Origin of the sequence: Amycolatopsis kentuckyensis, assembly GCF_041679295.1 — a bacterium.
Lineage (GTDB): Bacteria > Actinomycetota > Actinomycetes > Mycobacteriales > Pseudonocardiaceae > Amycolatopsis > Amycolatopsis kentuckyensis_A.
Genome location: NZ_JBGDMD010000021.1, coordinates 14918 through 36603 on the forward strand (window position 1 = coordinate 14918; position 21686 = coordinate 36603).

Genomic DNA, 21686 nt, shown 5'->3' on the forward strand with positions numbered 1-21686 from the left:
ATCGAGGACACATCCCGTACACGAGCCGTTCGCCGAGGAGTCGTCATGGCAGACAAACAAGCCAAGAACGCCGACACCGGGGCCGCCGTCGCTGTGGACGACCCCGCCAAGGTCCGCAACGTCGTGCTCGTCGGCCCGTCCGGCTCGGGGAAGACGACCCTCACGGAGGCCTTGCTCGCGGCGTCCGGCACCGTCCCGCGCGCGGGTTCGGTGGTCGAGGGGACGACGGTGTGCGACCACGACCCGGCGGCGGTGCGCCAGCAGCGGTCGGTCGGCCTCTCCGTCGCGCCGGTGCTGCACCAGGGCCACAAGATCAACCTGATCGACACGCCCGGGTACGCCGACTTCGTCGGGGAACTGCGGGCCGGGCTGCGCGCGGCCGACGCGGCGCTGTTCGTCGTCTGCGCCGCCGAGGGCGTCGACGCGGCGACGGTCGCGGTGTGGGAGGAGTGCGCGGCGGTCGGGATGCCGCGCGCGGTCGTCGTCTCCCGGCTCGACCACCACCGGGCCGACGCGATGGCCGAGATCGCCGCCTGCCAGGCCGCGTTCGGCGACGGCGTGCTGCCGCTGTACCTGCCCGCGGGCAACGGCCTGGTCGGGCTGATCACCCAGCGGTACTTCGACTACTCCGGCGGGCACCCGCCGAAGCTCGGCGAACCGGACCCGGCCGACCTCGAGCGGATGGCCGAGGCCCGCAACGAGCTGATCGAAGGGATCATCGCCGAGAGCGAGGACGAGTCCCTGATGGACCGCTACCTCGCCGGCGAGGAGATCGCCGAGGAAACCCTCATCGCCGACCTCGAAACCGCCGTCGCGCGCGGGTCGTTCCACCCGGTGATCCCGGTGTGCGCGACCAGCGGGATCGGCCTGGCCGAGGTGCTCGACGGGATCGTCCGCGCGTTCCCCTCGCCCCTGGAGCACAAGCCACCCGACGTCACGACGCCGGACGGCGCGGAGCACGCCGCCATCACCGCCGACCCCGCGGGCCCCCTCGCCGCGGAGGTCGTCCGGACGGCCGTGGACTCCTACGTCGGCCGGGTGTCCCTCGTCCGGGTGTTCTCCGGGACGCTGCGGCCCGAGCGGCCAGTGCACGTGTCCGGGCACGGCCTCGCCGAACGCGGCCACGAGGACCACGACGCCGACGAGCGCGTCGCGCACCTCTACTCCCCGCTCGGCGCGAACCTGCGCGAAGTGCCCTACTGCGTCGCGGGCGACCTCTGCGCGCTGACGAAGGTCGGCTCGGCCGAGACCGGCGACACCGTCTCCTCGCCGGACGAGCCGCTGCTGATGGAACCGTGGGCGATGCCGGAGCCGCTGCTGCCGGTGGCGGTGGTCGCGAAGACCCGCAGCGACGAGGACACCTTGGCGCGCAACCTTTCCCGCCTGGTCGCCGGCGACCCGACGCTGCGGCTGGACCGCAACGCCGAGACCGCCCAGCTAGTGCTGTGGTGCATGGGCGAGGCGCACGCCGACGTCGTCCTCTCGCGGCTGCGGGCCGGCGGCGCGGACGTCGAGACCGAACCGGTGAAGGTCAGCCTGCGCTCGACGTTCACCAAGCCGGCCAAGGGACACGGGCGGCACGTGAAGCAGTCCGGCGGGCACGGCCAGTTCGCCGTCTGCGACATCGAGGTCGAGCCGCTGCCGCGCGGCGGCGGGTTCCAGTTCGTCGACAAGGTCGTCGGCGGCTCGGTGCCCCACCAGTTCATCCCGAGCGTCGAGAAGGGCGTGCGGGCCCAGCTGGCGCGCGGGCTGGCCGACGGGCACCCGGTGGTCGACGTGAAGGTGACGCTGGTCGACGGGAAGGCCCACAGCGTCGACTCCTCCGACGCGGCGTTCCAGACGGCGGGTGCTTTGGCGTTGCGCGAGGCGGCGGCAAACGGGCACATCACGATGCTGGAGCCCCTGGAGGAGGTGGCGATCCGGCTGCCGGACGAGCACCTCGGCACGGTGCTGGGCGACCTGTCCTCGCGCCGGGGCCGGGTGCTGGGCACCGAGGCCGGCGACGGCGGCCGGACGGTGATCCGGGCGGAGGTCCCGGCGACGGAGCTGGTGCGCTACCTGATCGACCTGCGCTCGATGACGTCGGGCACGGCGACGTTCACCCGTCGCCACGCCCGCTTCGAGCCGATGCCGGAAGGGATGGCGGTCCACTGACCCGGTCGTGAGTGAGAAACAGTGTTCTAACACTGTTTCTCACTCACGACCGGGTCAGAAGTCGAAGCCGCCGGGGCGGTTGTTGCGGTCGGCCAGGAGACCGGCCAGGGTCGCGATGGCGATCTCCGGCGGCGTGCGCGAGCCGATGTTCAAGCCGACCGGCCGGTGCACGCGCGCGATGTCGTCGTCGGTCACGCCCAGCCCGCGCAACGCGGCCACGTGCGGACCGGGGTGCCGCGGGTTGCCGAGCACGCCGATCCAGCGCGGGTTCCCGCCGAGCGCCGCCTTCAGCACCTCGCCGAGCTCGGGCCGGTGGTGGTCGGTGACGACGACGTCCGCGGACGCGTCGAGCGGCGGCAGCGTCGTGTCCGCCTCGATGCCGTCGGGGACGTCGGTGGCGCGCGCGGCGTCCGGCTCGAACAGCGCCACGTGGTAGCCGAGGTCGCGGGCGAACTTCAGCAGGTACCGCGAAACCGGCGACGCGAACACCGCCACCAGGGTCCGCACACCGGGGTCCGCCTCGGCCGTGCCGTGGGCGACGTCGCAGGTCTCGCTCATGCCGCCCAGTCTGTCAGCTTCAGATCTCTTCGAGCACGCTCAGCCGGAAGTGGAACGTCGACGTCCGGCCCTCGACGATCACCAGGTACCCGCCGGCCCCGCGCAGGACCTTCCGCGACTTCGGCGCCCACGGGTAGGCTGGCTCGTACTCCCGCGCGAGCCGCAGCGCATCGGCTTCCGCCGTCTCCTGGTCGGCGCAGGAGAACGTCTCCGACAGCGACCAGTTCCGATCCGAGCCGCGCTGTTCCTCGACGACCACCCACCAGCTCATTCGGGTGCCGCCACGGTCTCGCCGAGCGTGACGCGGAAGTGGAACGTCGCGGTCCGGCCGGTCGCGATGACGAGGTAGCCGTCGCCGACCCGCAGGACCTTGCGCTCCTTGACCCCCGACGGGTGGACGGGTTCGTGCTCGAACGCGAGCCGCCGGGCCACCTCGTCGGCGTGGGCGCGGTCGCCGCCCGCCGGCTTCGTCTTGGTGACGTTCCAGGCGCGGGCGTCCCCGCCGCCGCGCTGCTCTTCGACGACCACCCACCACATGTCAGACCTCCGGTTCGGCGAACTCGAAGTACTCCGGCAGCGGTGCCGTCCCCGCCAGCCGGAAGTACCGCACCTTGCGCCGCCGCCGCAGGCGCAGCGTGTCGCGGACGGCGTCGTTGTGGACGCGGCGCGCGATCACCACCCGGTGCTCGGCGTCGGTCAGCTCCTCGGCCAGCTCGGCGGGCAGGCCCGTCCGGTCGACGCGGCTCAGCTGCAGCGTCAGGTCGCCTTCTTCGGCCTCGCGGTCCGCGCGCGGCGCCGCTTCCGCGCGTTCGGCCGACGTCCGCAGCTCGGTGTCGCCCAGCACCACCGCGACCGCGCGGGCGACCACCGCCCGGCGGGCCAGCGCGGCGTCGAGCGCGGCCCAGCCCGCGTCCATCCGGACGTGCAGGCGGTCGAGCCGGTTCGCCGTCGCCACCAGGAAGAGCCCGCCCAGCACGACGACCAGCGCCAGCAGGGGAAGCAGCCAGCCGAGCACGCTCACCGGGCCGGCTCCCGCTCCGGCGCCGCGACGCGCCGCGGGTCGGCGGCCACGGCCGTCTCGTAGACCCGCAGCACCTGCGTGGCCACCACCGACCAGTCGAACATCGTGACGCGCTCCCCCGCCGCCGCGGCCAGCGACGCCCGGCGCGCCGGGTCGCCGAGCAGCTCGCGCAGCCCGTCCGCGAGGGCCGCGGGGTCACCGGTTTCGACGAGCATCCCGGCGTGGCCGTCGTCGAGCACCCGGCGGAACGAGTCGAGGCCGCTGGCCAGCACCGGGGTCCCGGCCGCCATCGCCTCGGTGAGGATCATCCCGAAGCTCTCGCCGCCGGTGTTGGGCGCGCAGTAGACGTCGACGCTGCGCAGCGCCTGGGCCTTCACGACGTCGTCGGCCTGCCCGAGCAGCTCCAGGTGCGGCGCCAGCTCGGGGCCGGCGTCGCGGCGCAGCTGGTCTTCGTCGCCGCGGCCGACCACCACGAGCCGCAGGTCCTCGAACTCCGGCAGGATCCGCCGCAGCGCTTCCAGCAGCACGCCCATGCCCTTGCGCGGCTCCCCGAACCGGCCGACGAACCCGACCGTGCCGCCGGCCCGCGGGTAGCCCGGCAGCGGGGTCGCCGAGGAGAAGAACTCGACGTCGACGCCGTTGGGGATCTCCACGGCGTCGCCGCCCGCGTGCTCTACCTGGACCCGGCGGGCCAGGGCGGACACCGCGATCCGCGCGGTGATCTTCTCCAGCAGGGGCCGCAGCACCGGCTGGAACGCCGAGAGCGTGCGCGAGCGCGTGGTCGCGGTGTGGAACGTCGCCACGATCGGGCCGTCGGCGATGAGCAGCGCGAGCAGGGAGAGGCTCGGCGCGGCGGGCTCGTGCAGGTGCAGGACGTCGAAGTCGCCGTCGCGGATCCAGCGCCGGACGCGCGCGTAGGACACCGGGCCGAACTGCAGCCGCGCGACCGAGCCGTTGTACGGGATGCCGAGCGCCTTGCCGGCGGGGTGGACGAACTCCGGGAGTTCGGCGTCTTCGTCGGCGGGCGCCAGCACGGACACCTGGTGGCCGCGGGCGAGCAGCGCCTTCGTCAGGTCGATCACGTGCCCCTGGACCCCGCCGGGCACGTCGAACGAGTAGGGGCAGACGATCCCGATCCGCATCGGGCGCGCGCCCACGTCTAGCTCGCTTCCTCGAGGCTGACCCGCTCGCCGGCCTCGAGGTCGGCGGGCCAGAACTTCTGCAGCATGTGCCAGTCGGCCGGGTGCGCGGCGATGTCGCCGGCGAAGATGTCGGCCAGCGCCTGGGTGGCGGCCGCGACCTCGGCGCGTGCGGTGACGCGGATGCGCGGGTGCAGCCGGATCTGCCAGCCGTCCTCGGTGAACCAGCAGCCGGCCGGGATCAGCGCGGCACCGGTCGTGGCGGCCAGCCGCGCCGGGCCGCCGGGGAAGCGGGCCGGCTCGCCGAAGAACTTCACCGGGATCCCGCTGGTCGTCAGGTCGCGGTCGCCGACCAGGCAGACGGCCTTGTTCTCGCGCAGCCGCTTCAGCAGTACGCGCATCGCCGAGCTGTCGCCGGTCAGCGGCACGATCTCGAAGCCGAGCGACTCGCGGTACTCGACGAACCGGCGGTAGAGCGACTCGGGCTTCAGCCGCTCGGCGACCGTGGTGAACCCGCCGAGGTAGTCGGCGAGCCAGACGCCGGCGATGTCCCAGTTCCCGCTGTGCGGCAGCGCCATCACCGCGCCGTTGCCCTCGGCGAGCGCGGCGTCGAGGTTCTCCACGCCGGTGATGGAGGCCGCGACCTTGGCGCTGACCTCCTTCTGGTCCATCGACGGCAGCCGGAACGTCTCGTGCCAGTACCGGGCGTACGAGCGCATCGCGCGGCGGGTCAGCTCGTCCATTTCGACCGGGTCGGCCTGCGGCACGACGCGGGCGAGGTTGGCCCGCAGCTGCCGCACGCCGCCGCCGTCGCGCCGGACGGCGAGGTCCGCGCCGAGCGAGAAGACCGTGCCGCCGAACCCCGGAGGCAGCCAGCCGGCCAGCTTCCACCCGGCCGCGTAGCCGAAGGCGCTCAGCCGTTCCGACAGCGCACTCATGCCGGCTGCTCCCCCGCGGCGGCTTCGCGAGCCGCCTTCGCCACCGCCGCGAAGCGCTGCCCCAGGGTGATCACGGAGCCGGCGGCCAGCAGCCAGAGCGTCACGTCCACGGTGTACGGGATGCCGAAGCCGTGCAGGCCGGTGCCGACGAGGGCGATGATCAGCCGCTCGGCGCGTTCGACGAGCCCGCCGTCCACCGGCAGGCCGGAGGCGTCGGCGCGGGCCTTGACGTAGGAGATGACCTGGGCGAGCACCAGGCACAGCAGCGCCGCGGCGGCGGCCGGGTGGTTGTCGTCGACGACGAAGCACCACCAGGCGATCGCGGCGAACAGCGCGCCGTCGACCAGCCGGTCGCACGTCGCGTCGAGCACCGCGCCGAAGGGCGTGCCGTAGCCGCGGGCGCGGGCCATGGCACCGTCGAGGATGTCGAGCATGGCGAAGCCCCACACCGTGAAGGTGCCCCAGAGCAGGTAGCCGTTCGGGAAGAAGACGAGGGCGCAGACGATCGCGCCGGCGGTGCCGAACACGGTCATCACGTTCGGGGTCAGCCCGGCGCGGACCAGCGCCTGGCCGATCGGGTCGGTGACGCGGGAAACGGAGGCACGCGCGAAGATATTGAGCATCGGTTCGTCTGAGGCACCTGGCTACGAGGGTCGGGTGGGCGAATGCAGCCTATCCACCCGCTCCGGTGAACCCGACGCGCCGCCCCGGCTCAGCCCGATTTCGGCAGCGCGACGACGTCGGCGCGGTACTCGCGCGCCTCCTCGGCGGCCTGCGCGGCGGCGCACTTCGGCGAAAGCCGCTGCCGGATGGCGGCGCTGATTTCCCCGAGCGCGGTGACCTGCTCGGGCGTCAGCGGGTCGAAGAGGCTCTCGCGGACGGCCTCGACGTGCCCGGGCGCGGCCGCCTCGAGCGCGGCGAAACCTTCGTCGGTGAGGACGGCCCAGGCCCCGCGCTTGTCCGTCGGGCAGGCTTCGCGGCGCACCCAGCCGTTGGCTTCCAGGCGCGCGACGGCGTGCGAGAGCCGGCTTCGCGACGCCTGGCGGGCGTCGGCGAGCTCGCTCATCCGCAGCCGGCGGCCGTCGGCCTCGGAAAGCGCGACGAGGACCTCGTAATAGGTGTGCGGCATGCCCGAGTCGTGCTGCAGCTGGCCTTCGAGGTGCGCGCTGAGCATGCGGGTGGCCGCGTTGAACTCACGCCAGACGCGCTGCTCGTCGTCGCTGAGCCATCGGGTTTCGGACATACCCCCATCATACCCTCGGTTGAACACTCAATAAGGGCTTTCCGGGTGCGCCGAATCGGTGCTCACCAGGCGTCGGCCAGCAGGTCCCGCGTTTCGCCCAGCAATTGCGGCAGCACCTTCGTCTGCCCGATGATCGGCATGAAGTTCGCGTCGCCGCCCCACCGCGGCACCAGGTGCTGGTGCAGGTGCGCCGCGATGCCCGCGCCCGCGATCACGCCCTGGTTCAGACCGATGTTGAACCCGTGCGCGCCCGACACCGCACGGATCACCTTCATCGCGTGCTGGGTGAACTCGGCGACCTCGCGCGTCTCCTCGACCGTCAGCTCGGTGTAGTCCGCGACGTGCCGGTACGGGACCACCATCAGGTGCCCCGGGTTGTACGGGTACAGGTTCAGCACCGCGTACACCGTTTCGCCGCGCGCGACGATCAGGCCCGTCTTGTCGTCCAGGGACGGGATGCGGCAGAACGGGCAGCCGGTGTCCTCGTCGTTCTCCGGCTTGTCCTGGCCCTTGATGTAGGCCATCCGGTGCGGGGTCCAGAGGCGCTGGAACGCGTCCTGGACCCCGATGCCCTGCTGCTCGACGAGCTCGGGACCCTCGCTCACCGAACGACCGTCTCCAGCGCGTCGGCCGACGGCGACGCGTTTTCGCGGCGCTCGACCCAAGCCGCGATCGCCTCGACCGCCTTCGCCACCGGCACGCCGTTGATCTGGCCGCCGTCGCGGAAGCGGAACGACACCGCGCCCGCCTCGACGTCCTTCGCGCCGGCCAGCAGCATGAACGGCACCTTCTGCGTGGTGTGCGTCCGGATCTTCTTCTGCATCCGGTCGTCGCTCGCGTCGACCTCGGCGCGGATACCCTTGGCGCGCAACGCCTTCTCGACGTCCTGCAGGTACTCGACCTGGTCGGCGGTGATCGGGATGCCGACCACCTGCACCGGCGAGAGCCACGCCGGGAACGCGCCCGCGTAGTGCTCGGTCAGCACGCCGAAGAAGCGCTCGATCGAGCCGAACAGCGCGCGGTGGATCATCACCGGCGTCTGGCGCGAGCCGTCCGGCGCGGTGTACTCGAGCTCGAACCGCTTGTTCTGGTTGAAGTCCAGCTGGATCGTCGACATCTGCCAGGTACGGCCGATCGCGTCCTTGGCCTGCACCGAGATCTTCGGGCCGTAGAAGGCGGCGCCGCCCGGGTCCGGGACCAGCTCGAGGCCGGAGTCGACAGCGGCCTGCCGCAGCGTTTCGGTGGCCTCCTCCCACTCCCAGTCCTCGCCGATGAACTTGTCGGAGTCACCGCGGGTGGACAGCTCGAGGTAGAAGTCGGAGAGGCCGTAGTCGGCGAGGAGGTCGAGGACGAACTTGAGCAGCGACCGCAGCTCGCCCGGCATCTGCTCCTTGGTGCAGTAGATGTGTGAGTCGTCCATCGTCAGCCCGCGCACGCGGGTGAGGCCGTGCACGACGCCCGACTTCTCGTAGCGGTAGACGGTGCCGAACTCGAACAGCCGCAGCGGCAGCTCGCGGTAGGACCGCCCGCGCGAGCGGAAGATCAGGTTGTGCATCGGGCAGTTCATGGCCTTGAGGTAGTAGTTCTCCTCGTCGAACTGCACCGGCGGGAACATCGTGTCCGCGTAGTACGGCAGGTGGCCGGAGGTGTGGAACAGCTCGCCCTTGCTGATGTGCGGGGTGTTCACGAACTCGTAGCCGGCCTCTTCGTGGCGGCGGCGCGAGTAGTTCTCCAGCTCGCGGCGGATGATGCCGCCCTTCGGGTGGAACACCGGCAGGCCGGAACCGATCTCCTCGGGGAAGGAGAACAGGTCGAGCTCGGCGCCGAGCTTGCGGTGGTCGCGGCGCTCGGCCTCGGCGATGCGCTCGAGGTGGGCGTCCTGCGCCTCGGTGGACTCCCACGCGGTGCCGTAGATCCGCTGCAGCTGCGGGTTCTTCTCGCTGCCCCGCCAGTACGCGGCGGCGACGCGGGTCAGCTTGAACGCCGGGATGAACTTCGTCGTCGGCACGTGCGGGCCGCGGCAGAGGTCACTCCAGACACGTTCCTTGGTGCGCGGGTCGAGGTTGTCGTAGATGGTGAGTTCACCCTCGCCGACCTCCATCACCTCGGAGGTGTCCACTTCGGACTTGAGGTCGACGAGTTCGAGCTTGAACGGCTCGTCCGCCAGTTCCTTCTTCGCCTCGTCCACGGAGTCGAAAACGCGCCGCGAAAACTGCTGGGCGCCCTTCACGATCTGCTTCATGCGCTTTTCGAGCGCCTGGAGGTCTTCCGGCGTGAACGGCTTGTCGACGGCGAAGTCGTAGTAGAAACCGTCCTTCACCGGCGGGCCGATGCCGAGCTTGGCGTCCGGGAACTGCTGCTGCACGGCCTGGGCGAGCACGTGCGCCGCCGAATGCCGGATGACGCTGCGGCCGTCCTCGGTGTTCGCGGCGACCGGCTCGACCTCGGCGTCGGCTTCGGGAGCCCAGGCGAGGTCGCGCAGCTTCCCGTCGGCGTCGCGCACGACGACGATCGTGTCCTCGCCCTTGGTCGGCAGGCCGGCTTCGCGGACCGCCGCGCCCGCCGTAGTGCCCGCCGGTACCACCACACGGGAGGCGGCCACGGGGGAAACGGGGGGCGACTGGGACACGATCGGCTCCTCAAGCTGGAGTGACAAAGATGACGCCGTCGATGCTAGTCGGCGGCGTCTTCGGGCCTCACGCGCGTGGCGCGAACGCCGGACGGGCCGCCTCCGGCTCCGGAGACGGCCCGTCCGATCGAGGATCAGAGGGTTTCGACGACCTGGTCGAAGTCCAGCCGCGGCAGGCGGTCGAACCACGGGTTCTCCCCCGGCTTGCCGACGTTGACGACGACGAGCGAGCGCCACTTCTTGTCCGCGAAGAACTCGTCGTCGACGCCCTGGGCGTCGAAGCCGGTCATCGGGCCGGCGGCCAGCCCGGCGGCGCGGACGCCGATGATGAAGTAGCCGACCTGCAGCAGCGAGTTCAGCTTCGAGAACTCGACGCGGCCCTGCTCGTCGGAGAAGTTGTCCTTCACCTGCGGGGCGTGCGGGAAGACCTGCGGGATGTTCTCGTGGAAGTCGACGTCCGCGGCCAGCACGACGGTCAGCGGCGCGGCTTCGGTCTTGTCCCGGTTGCCCGGCGCCATGTGCGGCAGCAGGCGGGCCTTCGCCTCGGCGGTCCGGAGCACCAGCGCGCGCAGCGGCTGGGTGTTCAGCGACGTCGGGGCCCACTTGACGAGGTCGTAGATCGCGCGGACCTGCTCCTCGGTCACCGGCTCGGAGCTGAAACTGTTGGCCGTGCGCGCCTCGCGGAACAGGAGGTTCTGGACGTCCGCGGGAAGCTCGAGGGCCTCGGTCTGCTCGGCAAAGGTGGTCATGGGGCTGGATTCCTTCCGTTGGGTCGGTTACCCCGTCCAACCAGGTTGAGCGTTGAACTATTTCGCGTTCAACCATGCCGGTCCGGTGAAGTGGATCACAACGGTGACGCGGCGGTCACAGTCCGCGAGCAGCGGTCAGCCGATGGGTGCGGGCAACCGCGGCGAACGGCGCATCCCGGCGGCGCGGCGGGCGCAGGGGCCGCGTGGCGAACAGAGGTGCCCCGGCGGCCTGACGGGCTGTTCAGCGGGGGACGTGGTCGCGAACCGGGGCTGGAGCCGGTCGCGCTTCGCAGCCGCGGCCCGGTTTTGACGGCCGGGTTTTGCACTCGCCCGGCAGCACCCTCGGCAGGGGTGGCCGCCTCGCCCGCGGTCCGGTCCGGATGGCCGGCCGGGTGGGGTCGGGTCCGGCCCGGCGACCCGGTGAGGTGCCCCGCCGCGGTCGGGTCCGGCCCCGCGGCCGAGTGGGGTCCCCCGCCGCAGTCGGGTCCGGCCCGGCGGCCGGAGCAATTTCCCCCGGAGGCGTCGGGTGCCCTGCATCCCACAGCGCGCCCCTGGAACGCGAACACGGCCGCCGACCCCCCTCGGCGGGGATCGGCGGCCGTGGTGCGCGATGCGCGGCCGGAACGGGTCAGTAGGCGCCCTGCCCGCCCATCACCGCGCGGAACGTCTTCCACAGGATCACCAGGTCGAGCGCCAGCGACCAGTCCTCGACGTACCGCAGGTCGAGCCGGATGCTCTCGGCCCACGTGAGGTCGCTGCGGCCGCTCACCTGCCAGAGCCCGGTCAGGCCCGGCTTCACCAGCAGCCGGCGGCGGGCGTCGGGGGCGTACTGCGCCGTCTCCTCCGGGAGCGGCGGCCGCGGGCCGACGAGCGACATCTTCCCGGACACGACGTTGAACAGCTGGGGCACCTCGTCGAGCGAATACCGGCGCAGGAAACCACCCACGCGGGTGATCCGCGGGTCGCGCTTCATCTTGAACAGCGGGCCCGCTCCCTCGTTGTCCTGCTCGAGGGTCTTCCGGATTTCGTCGGCGTTCGTGACCATCGTGCGGAACTTGAGCATGGTGAACGTCGCGCCGTCGCGGCCGACGCGGCGCTGGCGGTAGATCACCGGGCCGCGGTCGTTGAGCTTGATCGCCAGCGCGATCGCGAGCAGCAGCGGGGAAAGCAGCGTCAGCAGGAACGCCGACCCGGCGCGGTCGACGATCTCCTTCACCACGCGGCGGCCGCCGGTGAACATCGGGGCCGTGACGCGCAGCAGGGGCATCCCGAGCACGCCGGTGACGTTGAGGCGGGGTCCCGCGACCTCCATCAGCACGGGGGCCACGACCATCTCCGCGCCGGTGCCTTCCATGTCCCAGGCCAGGCGCTGCAAGCGCTTCGGCGTCCAGTACTGGTCAGCGGTGATCGCGACGACGCGGTAGCCGCCGCGCCGCACGTAGCGGGACAGTTCCTCGAGCCGGCCGACGACCGGGACGCCGTCGATCTCGCCGCTGTCGCGGTCGGCGCCGTGGCCCGTGAACGTGCACGCCGCCTCGACGCGCCAGCCGACGTGGACCTCGGACTTGGTGCGCGCGATGAGGTCGGCGACGGTTTCCGGGCTGCCCGCGGCCATCACCGGCAGCAGGCAGAGTCCCTTGGCGCGCTTGCGGTGCAGCACCTGGCGCAGCAGGTACCGCTGCGGGAAGGCGACGAGCGCGATCGCCGGGACGACGACGAAGACCCAGACCTGGACCTCGAGCGCGCCGAACAGCAGGCCGCCGAGGGCGACCAGGACGGCCGCGGTGATGAAGCCGCGGCCCAGCGTGCGGTACTCCTCGGCGCCTTCGCCGAGCACGCGGGAGCTCCAGGCCCGGCTGGCGGGCAGGGAGACGAAGACGGCGAGGATGGTGCCAAAGGCGTGCATGTCGTGCGGGGCAACGCGATCGATGACGAACGCGCTGATCGCGATCACCAGCAGCGTGATGAAGACGTCGCTGCCGATGACCCAGGCTCTGTACCTCGCCTCCCAGGCCGCCGGGAGTGCCTTGGGGGACGGCGTGGCGGCCGGTTCGGCCTGCCGGTCGTCCCGCTGGGTGGGGCGGGGAATGGCCTGGAGGTCGATGTGCGGCGGTGGCTGGCTCACCGTGTACGACGGCCGCACCGACTCTTCCATCTGACCTCCCGGGACCAGGGATCGCGTTGGGTCCGCACGCACGCTGCGTCACCGGAAGTGATTTCGTAGAGTCACCACTACTGGGTCTCGCGCTGTGCCCGCGGAGGGCTTCACACGGCAAGGTATCGGCGACCCTCTCAGCATCGTTACAAGGATTTCCAGCCACATGCAGCGCGTCTTTCCCGCCAGAAAATGGCCGCATGATAACAAGATGATGACGATGCGTAATAGAGCGTATCCCTGCAAAAACTACGGAATGTAGTCAAGAAGACGATGCCCGCACCCGGGTGGACCCACGCTCTTCCGAACGGCCGAACGAGCCCCGCGGCTCTACTGTGGACACTGAGTGCAGCCACCCGTCCACAGTGGACGCGAACGGCCCGCCCGTGACGATCGTCGCCGAACCGTCACGCGCCCGGCTCGTTCCACAAAAGACTGCCGTCACGACGGCCCGCTGACGCAGTTTCGCGGCACTGGCGCGACCGAGCCGGAAGAGCTCTCGTGAACAGATACGGAGGACCCGAACGGATCGTTCACTCCGCTTGAGAGGTGGCGGTCACCACAGCCGTGGCGAACCTCACAAGGCAACCACGACGGGGGTCCGGGGGCGCGCCCCCGGCGGGGGCGTGGGGGCTCGGCCCCCACAAAGCAGAGAGCCCCTGTTCGCGTTGTCTGCGAATAGGGGCTCTCTCTGCGAACTCGTGGGCGATACTGGGATCGAACCAGTGACCTCTTCGGTGTGAACGAAGCGCTCTCCCGCTGAGCTAATCGCCCGCTCGCGGTGTTGGACGAAACACTAGCTTACGACTTCCGGGCGCCTGCAAACGGGTGGTCCTGGGCGACCACACTCCGCTTACCGGCGAGTACGGAACGAACAACCCCGAGCTAGCCGGGGTTGTGGCCGGTGGGGGCCGCCCGACACGACGTTCGACATCCGTGCGACGGTGCTATCGCCCGGCGACTAAACCGCGCAGTATGGAGGTGTGGGCTCACACGGGGCGCGCCGGTCGATCGCGCGCCGTGGGGGTGAACACGGGCGCAAACGGGGGCTGATGGGCCCGTACGGGTGATGTGCTGCGCACCTGCGACGGAATCGGCCTCCCGATGCGTCCCATGTGGTGACGCCCTCGGCCGGGCCGGGCCGGGAAGGGAGACGAAGGGTAGGACGATGCGCAACGATCACGTGACGCTCCGCTCGACGGCGGTCTTCGACCTGCTGGCGCCGCGGACGCCCGCGGTTCCGGTGAAGGTGGAGCTGCGCTACGACACACGCGACCCGTATGCGGTCGTCGCCGCCTTCCGCACCGGCCGCGCCGGCTGGGTCGAGTGGGTGTACGCGCGTGACCTCCTCGCGGACGGCCTGCTGGCCGACGCGGGTGACGGGGACGTCCGCATCCGCCCTTCGGTCGAAGACCCCGAGTCCGTGCTGATCGAGCTGAACTCGCCGTCCGGGCACGCCATGTTCGAGGCGTCGGCCCAGGAGCTGGCCGACTTCCTCGACCGCACGTACGACGTGGTGCTGCCGGGCAACGAGCACCTGTGGGTCGACGTCGACGACGCGCTCACGCACCTGATCCCGCACGATCTGGCCTGATGACGGGCTTGCAACGGCTCAGTGACACCCCGGTGTCGGAGCCGTTTCCGGGGTCCGATATGGTTTTCCCACACCACGGCGACGGGGTGAGCGACAGGGCCACGGCCCCGGAGCTCCCGAACCGCAGCCGGGAAGTGCGGATGTAGCGCAGCTGGTAGCGCATCACCTTGCCAAGGTGAGGGTCGCGGGTTCGAATCCCGTCATCCGCTCGGAAGGGCTCTCGGGCCTGTCACGGTGGAGTGGCCGAGAGGCGAGGCAACGGCCTGCAAAGCCGTGTACACGGGTTCGAATCCCGTCTCCACCTCGCGCGATTAGCTCAGCGGGAGAGCGCTTCCCTGACACGGAAGAGGTCACTGGTTCAATCCCAGTATCGCGCACCACCTAGATCTGCAGGTCACAAGCCCTGTCCCTCCCCGGAGGGGCAGGGCTTCAGTCGTCAGTCGGCGACGATCCGGCGACGGCCCCCGGACCGGGCCCGATCACGCGCTGGGACCGCAGGTGCGGGAACCACGACACCAGCTTCGCCCGTTCGCCCGGGTACAGGGACGCCAGCGACCGCAGCCAGCGTTCCTCCAGGGCGTCCAGGATTTCGTTCACCATTGCGGGCGTCACGTGGTCGTAGACCCGGGCCATGCCCTTCATCTTCTGCCCCAGCCGTGCCCGCCGCGCCACCTCCGGGATCCCGTCTTCGATCAGCCAGGTGCTGTGCGTGTGCCGACCCTCATGGAAGGTGAACGTCGGCAGGATCGGCGGACGCCGCTCCCCCGCCCCCGCGTCGTCGAGTTCGACGCCGTCCCACGCCGGCCGCCAGAACCGGATCCGGAAGTTCGACCGCCGCCACGGATGTCCCTCCGGCGTGCACAGCACGAACGGCTCGCGGTGGCTGTCCATCAGTTCCTCGTAGAGCACCGCGACACCGGGCGGCAAGGCGACGAACCGAGTCCCCGCAGGGGTTTTCGTCCGACCCTTCTTGGGCCTGGTGTTCCCGCGCCGCGTCGGCGGACGCTGACGGCCATCCGAGTGGTGATCATCACTCTTCCGGCCTCCCTTGTAGACCTTCCCCGCCACCTCCTTCAGCGGCGTCCGGATCTCAATCCCGCGCCGTTCGGAGTCGTACTCATGCCGTTGCTGCCCGACGAGTTCACCCCACCGGGCGCCGGTATAGAAATCCATGAGGCACAGCACGAAACCCGACATCCCGAGACCCAACTCGTAGAGCCGCATCGCGGCCCGCAACGCCTGCGCCGGCGTAGCCACCAACCGCTCGGTGTCGAACTCGCCCTTGGACACCCGGACACCGCTGCACGGATTCGCCGGGATCATCCGGGCGCGCACCGCGGCGTTGAGGATGGTGGAGAACAGCGCGAAGTATGACGAGACCGACGACTCGGCATAGTCCTCGTGTAGCTCCGAGAGCCACCGCTCGATCTCGACGTAGCCGTTGAAGATCGCAATCAGCGGCCAGGCCTTCCATTGCGGAAGCAGCTGGGTGTCCAGGAACGATCGGTACTTCGCGACCGTGTTCAGCTCCAGCCGCGGCGACACCGCCTCCAGCCACTCCTCGGCGAAGTCGTCGAACCGGGTCTCACCGTCGCGTGGGTCCAGCCATAGGTTCCGCCGGATCAACGCTTCCTGCTCCAGGCCCCAGTCCTCGGCGGCCTTCTTGGTGGGGAACCCTGACCTGCTCCCCCACGTCCCGTCGGGACGCTTGTACCGGGCACGCCACTCGCCCGTGCCGGGCTCTTCCTGGCCGTGGGCCATCCTTCAGCTCCTCTTCTTCTCTGTTACTCCGCCCGCCTCACGCGGCACGGAAATCCTGGGCAACGTCCGCAACGGACACCCACCGCCGCGGCGGCTTCACCGGCGCTGCGCTGATCCGTACGATCTCGGCCACGTCAGCTCGGGTGAACCGGTAGTGCTTCCCAAACCGGTGATGCGGCAACACCCCGGCGGCGGCTTGGTCCTTCAACGTCCTCGGTGACAACTGCAACAACTCCCCCACCTCCTCCGCGGTCAGCAGTGCGTCCGGGTCAGCGGGCGGCTCGGGCGAAGCCGCCCGGACCGCTGCGGCGAGTTCCCTGATCGCGGCCGCAACGCCATCGATGCGCTCCCAGCACGTCTCGGTTCCCATCGTGTCTCTCCTAATCGTCTTTCGACAGCCGCAGGACTCGAATTCAAGGGAAGTGTTCGCGGCCGCATACAACCATCCATGCCGACACGGGCACAAGCAGTCAACAACCTTGCGCAAGAAATGCAAAGAGTCTCGTCAGCGGACATCCCCGCCGATCACTCACGATCACACGACGCTACCATTAGACGGATTCAGTAGATTCACCCCAACTCGAAGGAAGAGATAAAGAATGGCCAAGCGAATCTCGATCGATATCTCCGACGACACAGACGGCAGCCACGCTGACCAAACTGTCCCATTCGGACTCGACGGCGTGACCTACGAGATCGACCTGTCCAACGCGAACGCCGGATCCCTGCGCGCAGCGATGGAACCCTACGTTTCGGCCGCTCGGCGCACCGGCGGTCGCCGCATCAAGGTTGCTGTCGGCCAGCCGACCCAAAGCACGAAGGAAGAACCGGAGGAAAGCACCGACTATGCGGCGGCCCACGATATCCGTGCATGGGCTCGACAAAACGGATACGAAGTAGCCGATCAAGGTCGCATCTCCAAGTCGATCGTCGAGGCATTCCACTCCTCTCGTCAGGAGAGCAAAACAAAGCCCATCCAAGAACCTCGAATCGCAACGAAGCCAAAGCGACGGACCCGGCGAAGCAAATGAGACTCGACTAGGAACGAATACGGCCTTTCGTGGTCGCGAGTGAGGCACGCTGACGCCTCTAACTCCGCCAGCCGGCTCGTTTGGAGACATGCGGCTACACGTGTGTCCGACTCCGCCGCTGTTGCGCGCGCCTGCGGTCGCCTCGATGTCGCCCTGCTTATGCTCAGCACATGCCGAAGCGGTCAACTCCCTTCCAGGCGATCGTGCACCTGGCTCGCCAGCAGCTCGCGACGCAAGGAGTGACGGTCACGGAGTCCAAGCTCCTCGTCGACAAGGTGCTGGGCATCGAGCGCGAGGTCGACGTCGTCATCGAAGGCGAGCTCGACGGAGAACCCATCGTCATCAGCATAGAAGTGATCGAGCGCAGCCGACCCGCCGACGTGACCTGGGTTCAAGGCATGCTGCAAAAGCACCTCAACCTGCCGACCAACCGGCTACTGCTCGTCTCGAAGGCAGGCTTCAGCCGATCAGCCGCCATCGCCGTCGAGCGCGCAGGCGATCGTGTCCAGGCATTGACGCCCAAGATGATCGAGGCTGACGGCGAGGCCGTAATCACGACCCTCTACATGGACTACGTGACATACAGTGCCACGGGTTGCCGTGTCCACGTATGCGAGGACGACGGCTTGATCACCGTCGAAGGACAAACCGACATTGACGTCTACTCCACCGATCGGAAGCTCCTCGGCTCCTTGGGAGTTCTGGCTCACGAGGTGATCCATCTCCAGCCGATATCTGATCATCTCAGCAAGTCTGCTCACAACCATCCAGAGCGCGAAGACCTCACGGGCTTCTCGCTCGGCATCGCGCTGGAAACGCTCGGCTACCAGCTCCAGAACACCGAATCGGGCACCTTCCACCTGATCAAGGCCATCGAGGTCTGGGGTTCCTTCACCTGGAAACAAACTGCGATACCCCTCGCGTTCACAGACCTCGGCGGACGCGTCTTCGGTGCCGCAGAAGCACCGTTCGCCGATCGACCAGCGGTCTGGGTCGGCACGACCGACGTCGCCAATCGCACAACGACACTCTCGTGGCGAACCACCGACACAACCGGGCCACCCCAACGACCCACGCCATTCCAACCGACGTGCTTCGCAGAGCTGGCCGGACTCGTTGAGAAGCTGACTTTTCCAGAGGAATAACGTGGCCACCAGGTCGCCTCGCAGTTAGGGCGAAGTTCTCGCCCATCAGCCCGAACGCTCGATCGTGGTGGCCGGCACCGATGACGTGCTCGCAACGACTCTTCACGTCGATGAGGACCCGACACCCTCTCGACACAGGTCCAGCACAAAGCCGGTACTCCCCTGCTCTGGTGGGGCTTCGGTCCCAGTCGGAGGACCGAGTTGATCTATAACCCCACCCTGAAGTTCGCCACCGACCTGCAGCTTTAGTGAGCGCGGCCGGCTAGTGAACTTCGCAGCGCGAACGACAGGACCCAACTGATCTCTTCCCGAGCCAGCGCAACCTTGGCGAGCGCAGACCACGGGCGGGGCACCGAGATGCGAAGCCACCGGCGACCGGTCCATCTTGAACTGCTCGTAGGGACGTCCACCTCATCTACCAGCGCGAGCTGGTAGATGCCGTTTTCGGCCAACTCGTCGGCGTTCTCTGCCGGCGGACTCGTCTGTCAGTTTGCGCATATCGAGCCAACTGCTGGGGCGCCCCCAGGGGCTCGTCGATCATCACCCGGGCGTAGGCACTGCTGGAGAGCGCTGCTCAAACTTCCGTCAAAGTCAGTTTCATCGTGTGAGTGACTTCGTCACCTGAGTCGCGTTCGAACGCGATAGAAACAGAGCCGTCCGCGGTGATGGCAAAAGCCAGCTCTACTGTGCTTTCGTCGAGCCTGAATGAATCGTCGCCATCGGCGGCTCCCCGCAGAACGGTGCGAATGGTATTGATCGCCTCCACAAGGATAGCCTCAACAGGATCGTCCCGAGTCTCGTGTCCGGCGGTGACTTCCTGTGCGATGATGCTGAGATCGATCGCGTGCGTGTGCTTGCTCAAGGTGGTGCGGCCGATCTTAATTCCCATTCCGATGACGGGCACCTTGAATTCGAGCTTGCCGCCGCTGCTGTAAGTCGCCACCGTGTTGAGGGTGAGTCGAATCGAGGTGACTTTGAGATCTCGGTCCGCATCGGTTGCGGACACCTGCGCCAGCTTGATTGCGTTCTTGATCGAAGCGAGCAGCTCTCCGACCGCTACACCGTCCGCGGTGACGCGCATAGCTACCCTTCCGTCCGGTCAGCGGCGACAGCTGCCGGGTCGCCATAGACCGCGTAGGCAAGCCACGTGGGATCGACGTCGTCGTTGCTTGTCGTCCGGCGTGCGTGGTGAGCGGCCTCGCCCAGGGTGTGGCCAGCGCGCAGCTTTTCATAGAACGTGCAGGCGAATCCGGCCGCAGTTTCGCTGCGGACCGGCCAGAGCGTGCCGACAAACGCGCCCGCTCCGGCCGCCATGAACTGCTGGGCCCAGCCCATCATCCGGCCATACTCAGGCACTGCTCCGGCGGTCCGGCATGCGTTGAGGAACACCAGCGGTGATCGTTTGGCAAGGCTATGTCGGGTTGCTGCGCTGTTAAGCAGGGCCGGCACGAATGGACCGCCGTCAAGCCCGATCGACGACCCGCCGGCATCGGCCGCGAAGCTGTTGTGGCAGGCAAAGTGCAGGGCGCCGCAGCGCTCGGAAGCGATGAGGTCCAGCAAAGTGTCGAGTTGGTCGATCACGGCACCGGTTCCGAGGACTTTCGCGATGGCCTCGATCTCGCCGCGAGCGTTGGCCGGGACTCGCGACGAGACCACGTATGAGCAGTCACGCAGGTCCACCGTGCGGGGCCGGTGTTGTCCGAAGACTCGTCGCAGCACCGGGAACTGCTCGACCAGGAACCCATCATCCTCATCCTGACGCAGGGGGTAAAGCAGCTCCCAGGGGAGAATGTCGTCGGTTGTCGCGACACTGAGCGAGGTGATGTTGCGGCGAAGCTGCCAGTACTGATCCTTGATCACCTCCGGCACCACGTCGTTCCACAGACCGATCCCGGTTTCCCGCATCCAGCGCCTGGCGGTGGATGCAACGTAGGGCCCGCGCCCGGCGGCTAGTTGCTTCAACGTGGAGACTGCGCGTTCCACCGCAACGCCGGGATCTGCCGTGAGCGTCTGGGCGACAACCGGCTCGAACACACAGTCCTCGGACAACAGTTGGAAGACGTACCGTTCGCCATCGGACCGGACGAGCAGCGTGACCTCACCAGTCCGCGCCTGCGAATCGTTCATGCGCGCGAGCGCGGAGACATTGCTGCCGTAACTGCTCGAAGTTCCGATGGCGATCTCGATCTCGAGATCCGCGAGGAACGTGCCGCCAGCCCACGCGGTTACCTGAATTCGCTGCGGACCGGGGGCGCGGGTGTGGAAGCCGAACCGCACCGGTGGTGCATCGCCTGTGAAGGGTACGGCAATCATCTGCTCCAATGGGCCAGCCGGGGCCAGGCCGGCAGGTGCCTGCACAACGATCATGACCGCCTGCCCCTCCTCGGCGACGACCAGACTGTCCATCGGTGCCGAGTTGCGGGACCACGCCGCGCCGGATCCGGTGATCTGGACGACGAGGCTGATGTCGGCCGACAGCGGCGCCTGTGACGGCAGCCCGGCGTGCAGGAACCGCTGCGAACTCAGGCGATCCGGCCCGGGATCCGCCCCTCTCGGTGTGCTGGCCGCCCCGTTCTCGTCCGGGCCTCCAGGACCGGCGGGCCCACCACCAGCACTCGGTTGCGCAGAGCTGCTCTTACCTGGCTCTGCCCCGGTTGGTCCACCAGATGCTGCTGCAAGTTTGCGGCGCTCGTCGCCCGACACGACGTCGGTCTCTGCTGGAGAAGCGCCCAGCACGTGGTCGCCCCTCTCTGCGGGTCGGCCTGACGTGCTGGCGACCTCGGCTGACTGCCATATGCGCGCATGGACCGGTTCCGCCTGGCCGACGGCCGCCTGGGCGTGGCGGCGAAAGCGGCGCCAGGTCAGGTGATCGTCGACTGCCGCGACGCTTGCCGGGCCCGCCAAGCTCGCATTGGAGGGATATGGCCGGTCGGGCAACGCGATCCAGCCGGTCGTCCTGGTATCCTTGACCGCGACCGGCACCGGCCGGAACGTCGTCGGGTCGAGCCCGTCGCTGTGCCGGACGACCTCGTCGTAGAACCACGCCGACGTGATCAGCGCCAGCACCCCGCGCGAGGATTTGAGCGCGTCCTTCAGCGGCGCGGCCTCCAGGAGCCGGAACGTCTGGTTGATCGCCGCCGCGGTGACCCCGTGGTCGTCGAAGGCGACTTCGCCCGCGTGCAGCGCCATCCGGAGCCGGATCCGGGCCTCGGCGTGGTGCGTGAGGTTGTGCCGGTGCAGCGCCACGGCGAGCGCGTTGGGCAGGAACTCGACGAAGGGCGCCTTGGGGATCTCCGCGGGGGCGAGGACGAAGACGCCGTCGCCGCAGTCCTCTCTCCGGCAGCGCCGCCACGGGACGCCGGCGTCGTCGAAAGCCCGGAACAGCGCGCGGTACAGCCCTTCGCGCAACGCCAGGCGGTGTGGAGTGGTCCGGCGTCGGTCGCCGTAGCCCTCGACGTCCACAGCGAGGATCGTCGGGTGTTGCGTCGGCCGCTCGTAGTTCATCGCGCCCTCCAGACGATCACACAAGAGCATTGAATTGCTACGCTACGTGACACGAAGCGAGCAGC

20 protein-coding genes and 4 tRNA genes are annotated in these 21686 nt (G+C 69.1%); 7 read left to right on the plus strand and 17 right to left on the minus strand.

The window, feature by feature from the left end; translation table 11 throughout:
* Nucleotides 1–45: 45 nt before the first annotated feature.
* The gene (locus tag ACERZO_RS48260; RefSeq protein WP_372672753.1) at nucleotides 46–2154 is read left to right on the plus strand and encodes an elongation factor G-like protein EF-G2; all 2109 of its coding nucleotides are present in this window, start codon (nucleotides 46–48) and stop codon (nucleotides 2152–2154) included.
* A gap of 54 nt (nucleotides 2155–2208) precedes the next feature.
* Here the strand turns inward: ACERZO_RS48260 and ACERZO_RS48265 are convergent, their stop codons facing one another.
* The 13 genes from ACERZO_RS48265 to ACERZO_RS48325 all read right to left on the minus strand — a co-directional run bounded on the left by ACERZO_RS48265 (nucleotide 2209) and on the right by ACERZO_RS48325 (nucleotide 13360).
* Nucleotides 2209–2712 (minus strand): XdhC family protein, encoded by a 504-nt coding sequence (locus ACERZO_RS48265; RefSeq protein WP_372672754.1) that lies wholly within the window; start codon nucleotides 2710–2712, stop codon nucleotides 2209–2211.
* A 19-nt stretch (nucleotides 2713–2731) separates the two neighbouring features.
* Nucleotides 2732–2983 carry a hypothetical protein gene (locus tag ACERZO_RS48270; protein WP_372672755.1) on the minus strand — a complete coding sequence of 84 codons (252 nt, stop codon included), beginning with the start codon at nucleotides 2981–2983 and terminating at the stop codon, nucleotides 2732–2734.
* The gene (locus tag ACERZO_RS48275; protein WP_372672757.1) at nucleotides 2980–3249 is read right to left on the minus strand and encodes a hypothetical protein; all 270 of its coding nucleotides are present in this window, start codon (nucleotides 3247–3249) and stop codon (nucleotides 2980–2982) included. The genes ACERZO_RS48270 and ACERZO_RS48275 overlap by 4 nt, the downstream gene beginning before the upstream one ends.
* A 1-nt stretch (nucleotide 3250) precedes the next feature.
* Entirely contained in the window at nucleotides 3251–3733 is a 483-nt protein-coding gene (locus ACERZO_RS48280; protein WP_372672759.1) for an NUDIX hydrolase, read from the minus strand.
* Nucleotides 3730–4875, minus strand: coding sequence for a glycosyltransferase family 4 protein (locus ACERZO_RS48285; RefSeq protein ID WP_372672797.1), 1146 nt, complete (start codon nucleotides 4873–4875; stop codon nucleotides 3730–3732). The genes ACERZO_RS48280 and ACERZO_RS48285 overlap by 4 nt, the downstream gene beginning before the upstream one ends.
* A 17-nt stretch (nucleotides 4876–4892) precedes the next feature.
* Nucleotides 4893–5810, minus strand: a complete 918-nt coding sequence (locus tag ACERZO_RS48290; protein WP_372672760.1) for a phosphatidylinositol mannoside acyltransferase — start codon at nucleotides 5808–5810, stop codon at nucleotides 4893–4895.
* Complete coding sequence (pgsA, locus tag ACERZO_RS48295) at nucleotides 5807–6433, minus strand: phosphatidylinositol phosphate synthase (protein WP_372672761.1); 627 nt, start codon at nucleotides 6431–6433, stop codon at nucleotides 5807–5809. Before pgsA ends, ACERZO_RS48290 begins: the two co-directional genes overlap by 4 nt.
* Nucleotides 6434–6522: 89 nt before the next feature.
* Nucleotides 6523–7053 (minus strand): MarR family winged helix-turn-helix transcriptional regulator, encoded by a 531-nt coding sequence (locus tag ACERZO_RS48300; protein WP_372672762.1) that lies wholly within the window; start codon nucleotides 7051–7053, stop codon nucleotides 6523–6525.
* Nucleotides 7054–7115: 62 nt separating this feature from the next.
* Nucleotides 7116–7658: an HIT family protein gene (locus ACERZO_RS48305; RefSeq protein ID WP_372672763.1), complete on the minus strand. Its 543-nt coding sequence runs from the start codon at nucleotides 7656–7658 to the stop codon at nucleotides 7116–7118.
* Entirely contained in the window at nucleotides 7655–9682 is a 2028-nt protein-coding gene (gene thrS / locus ACERZO_RS48310) for a threonine--tRNA ligase (protein ID WP_372672764.1), read from the minus strand. Before thrS ends, ACERZO_RS48305 begins: the two co-directional genes overlap by 4 nt.
* 134 nt (nucleotides 9683–9816) lie before the next feature.
* Complete coding sequence (locus tag ACERZO_RS48315) at nucleotides 9817–10431, minus strand: malonic semialdehyde reductase (protein WP_372672765.1); 615 nt, start codon at nucleotides 10429–10431, stop codon at nucleotides 9817–9819.
* A 628-nt stretch (nucleotides 10432–11059) separates the two neighbouring features.
* Complete coding sequence (locus ACERZO_RS48320) at nucleotides 11060–12586, minus strand: sugar transferase (RefSeq protein WP_372672766.1); 1527 nt, start codon at nucleotides 12584–12586, stop codon at nucleotides 11060–11062.
* Between the two features lie 702 nt (nucleotides 12587–13288).
* Nucleotides 13289–13360, minus strand: a tRNA-Val gene (locus ACERZO_RS48325).
* Nucleotides 13361–13754: 394 nt separating this feature from the next.
* On the opposite strand from ACERZO_RS48325, the gene ACERZO_RS48330 reads away from it, so the two are divergent.
* From ACERZO_RS48330 to ACERZO_RS48345, 4 genes are all read left to right on the plus strand, one after another.
* The gene (locus tag ACERZO_RS48330; protein ID WP_033293569.1) at nucleotides 13755–14180 is read left to right on the plus strand and encodes an SsgA family sporulation/cell division regulator; all 426 of its coding nucleotides are present in this window, start codon (nucleotides 13755–13757) and stop codon (nucleotides 14178–14180) included.
* A 136-nt stretch (nucleotides 14181–14316) separates the two neighbouring features.
* Nucleotides 14317–14389, plus strand: a tRNA-Gly gene (locus ACERZO_RS48335).
* Between the two features lie 24 nt (nucleotides 14390–14413).
* Nucleotides 14414–14484, plus strand: a tRNA-Cys gene (locus ACERZO_RS48340).
* Nucleotide 14485: 1 nt separating this feature from the next.
* Nucleotides 14486–14560, plus strand: a tRNA-Val gene (locus tag ACERZO_RS48345).
* A 49-nt stretch (nucleotides 14561–14609) separates the two neighbouring features.
* On the opposite strand, the gene ACERZO_RS48350 is transcribed toward ACERZO_RS48345, so the two are convergent.
* The gene (locus tag ACERZO_RS48350; protein ID WP_372672798.1) at nucleotides 14610–15821 is read right to left on the minus strand and encodes a tyrosine-type recombinase/integrase; all 1212 of its coding nucleotides are present in this window, start codon (nucleotides 15819–15821) and stop codon (nucleotides 14610–14612) included.
* Between the two features lie 157 nt (nucleotides 15822–15978).
* Nucleotides 15979–16311: a helix-turn-helix domain-containing protein gene (locus ACERZO_RS48355; protein WP_372672767.1), complete on the minus strand. Its 333-nt coding sequence runs from the start codon at nucleotides 16309–16311 to the stop codon at nucleotides 15979–15981.
* Between the two features lie 229 nt (nucleotides 16312–16540).
* On the opposite strand from ACERZO_RS48355, the gene ACERZO_RS48360 reads away from it, so the two are divergent.
* On the plus strand, nucleotides 16541–16972 hold the full coding sequence (locus ACERZO_RS48360) for a histone-like nucleoid-structuring protein Lsr2 (RefSeq protein WP_372672768.1): 432 nt from the start codon (nucleotides 16541–16543) through the stop codon (nucleotides 16970–16972).
* 170 nt (nucleotides 16973–17142) lie between these two features.
* A complete protein-coding gene (locus ACERZO_RS48365) occupies nucleotides 17143–18117 on the plus strand; it encodes a hypothetical protein (RefSeq protein ID WP_372672769.1) in 975 nt (324 codons plus the stop codon).
* A gap of 574 nt (nucleotides 18118–18691) precedes the next feature.
* Here the strand turns inward: ACERZO_RS48365 and ACERZO_RS48370 are convergent.
* Nucleotides 18692–19198, minus strand: coding sequence for a trypco2 family protein (locus ACERZO_RS48370; RefSeq protein WP_372672770.1), 507 nt, complete (start codon nucleotides 19196–19198; stop codon nucleotides 18692–18694).
* A gap of 2 nt (nucleotides 19199–19200) precedes the next feature.
* Complete coding sequence (locus tag ACERZO_RS48375) at nucleotides 19201–21621, minus strand: CHAT domain-containing protein (protein WP_372672771.1); 2421 nt, start codon at nucleotides 21619–21621, stop codon at nucleotides 19201–19203.
* Nucleotides 21622–21686 lie beyond the last annotated feature (65 nt).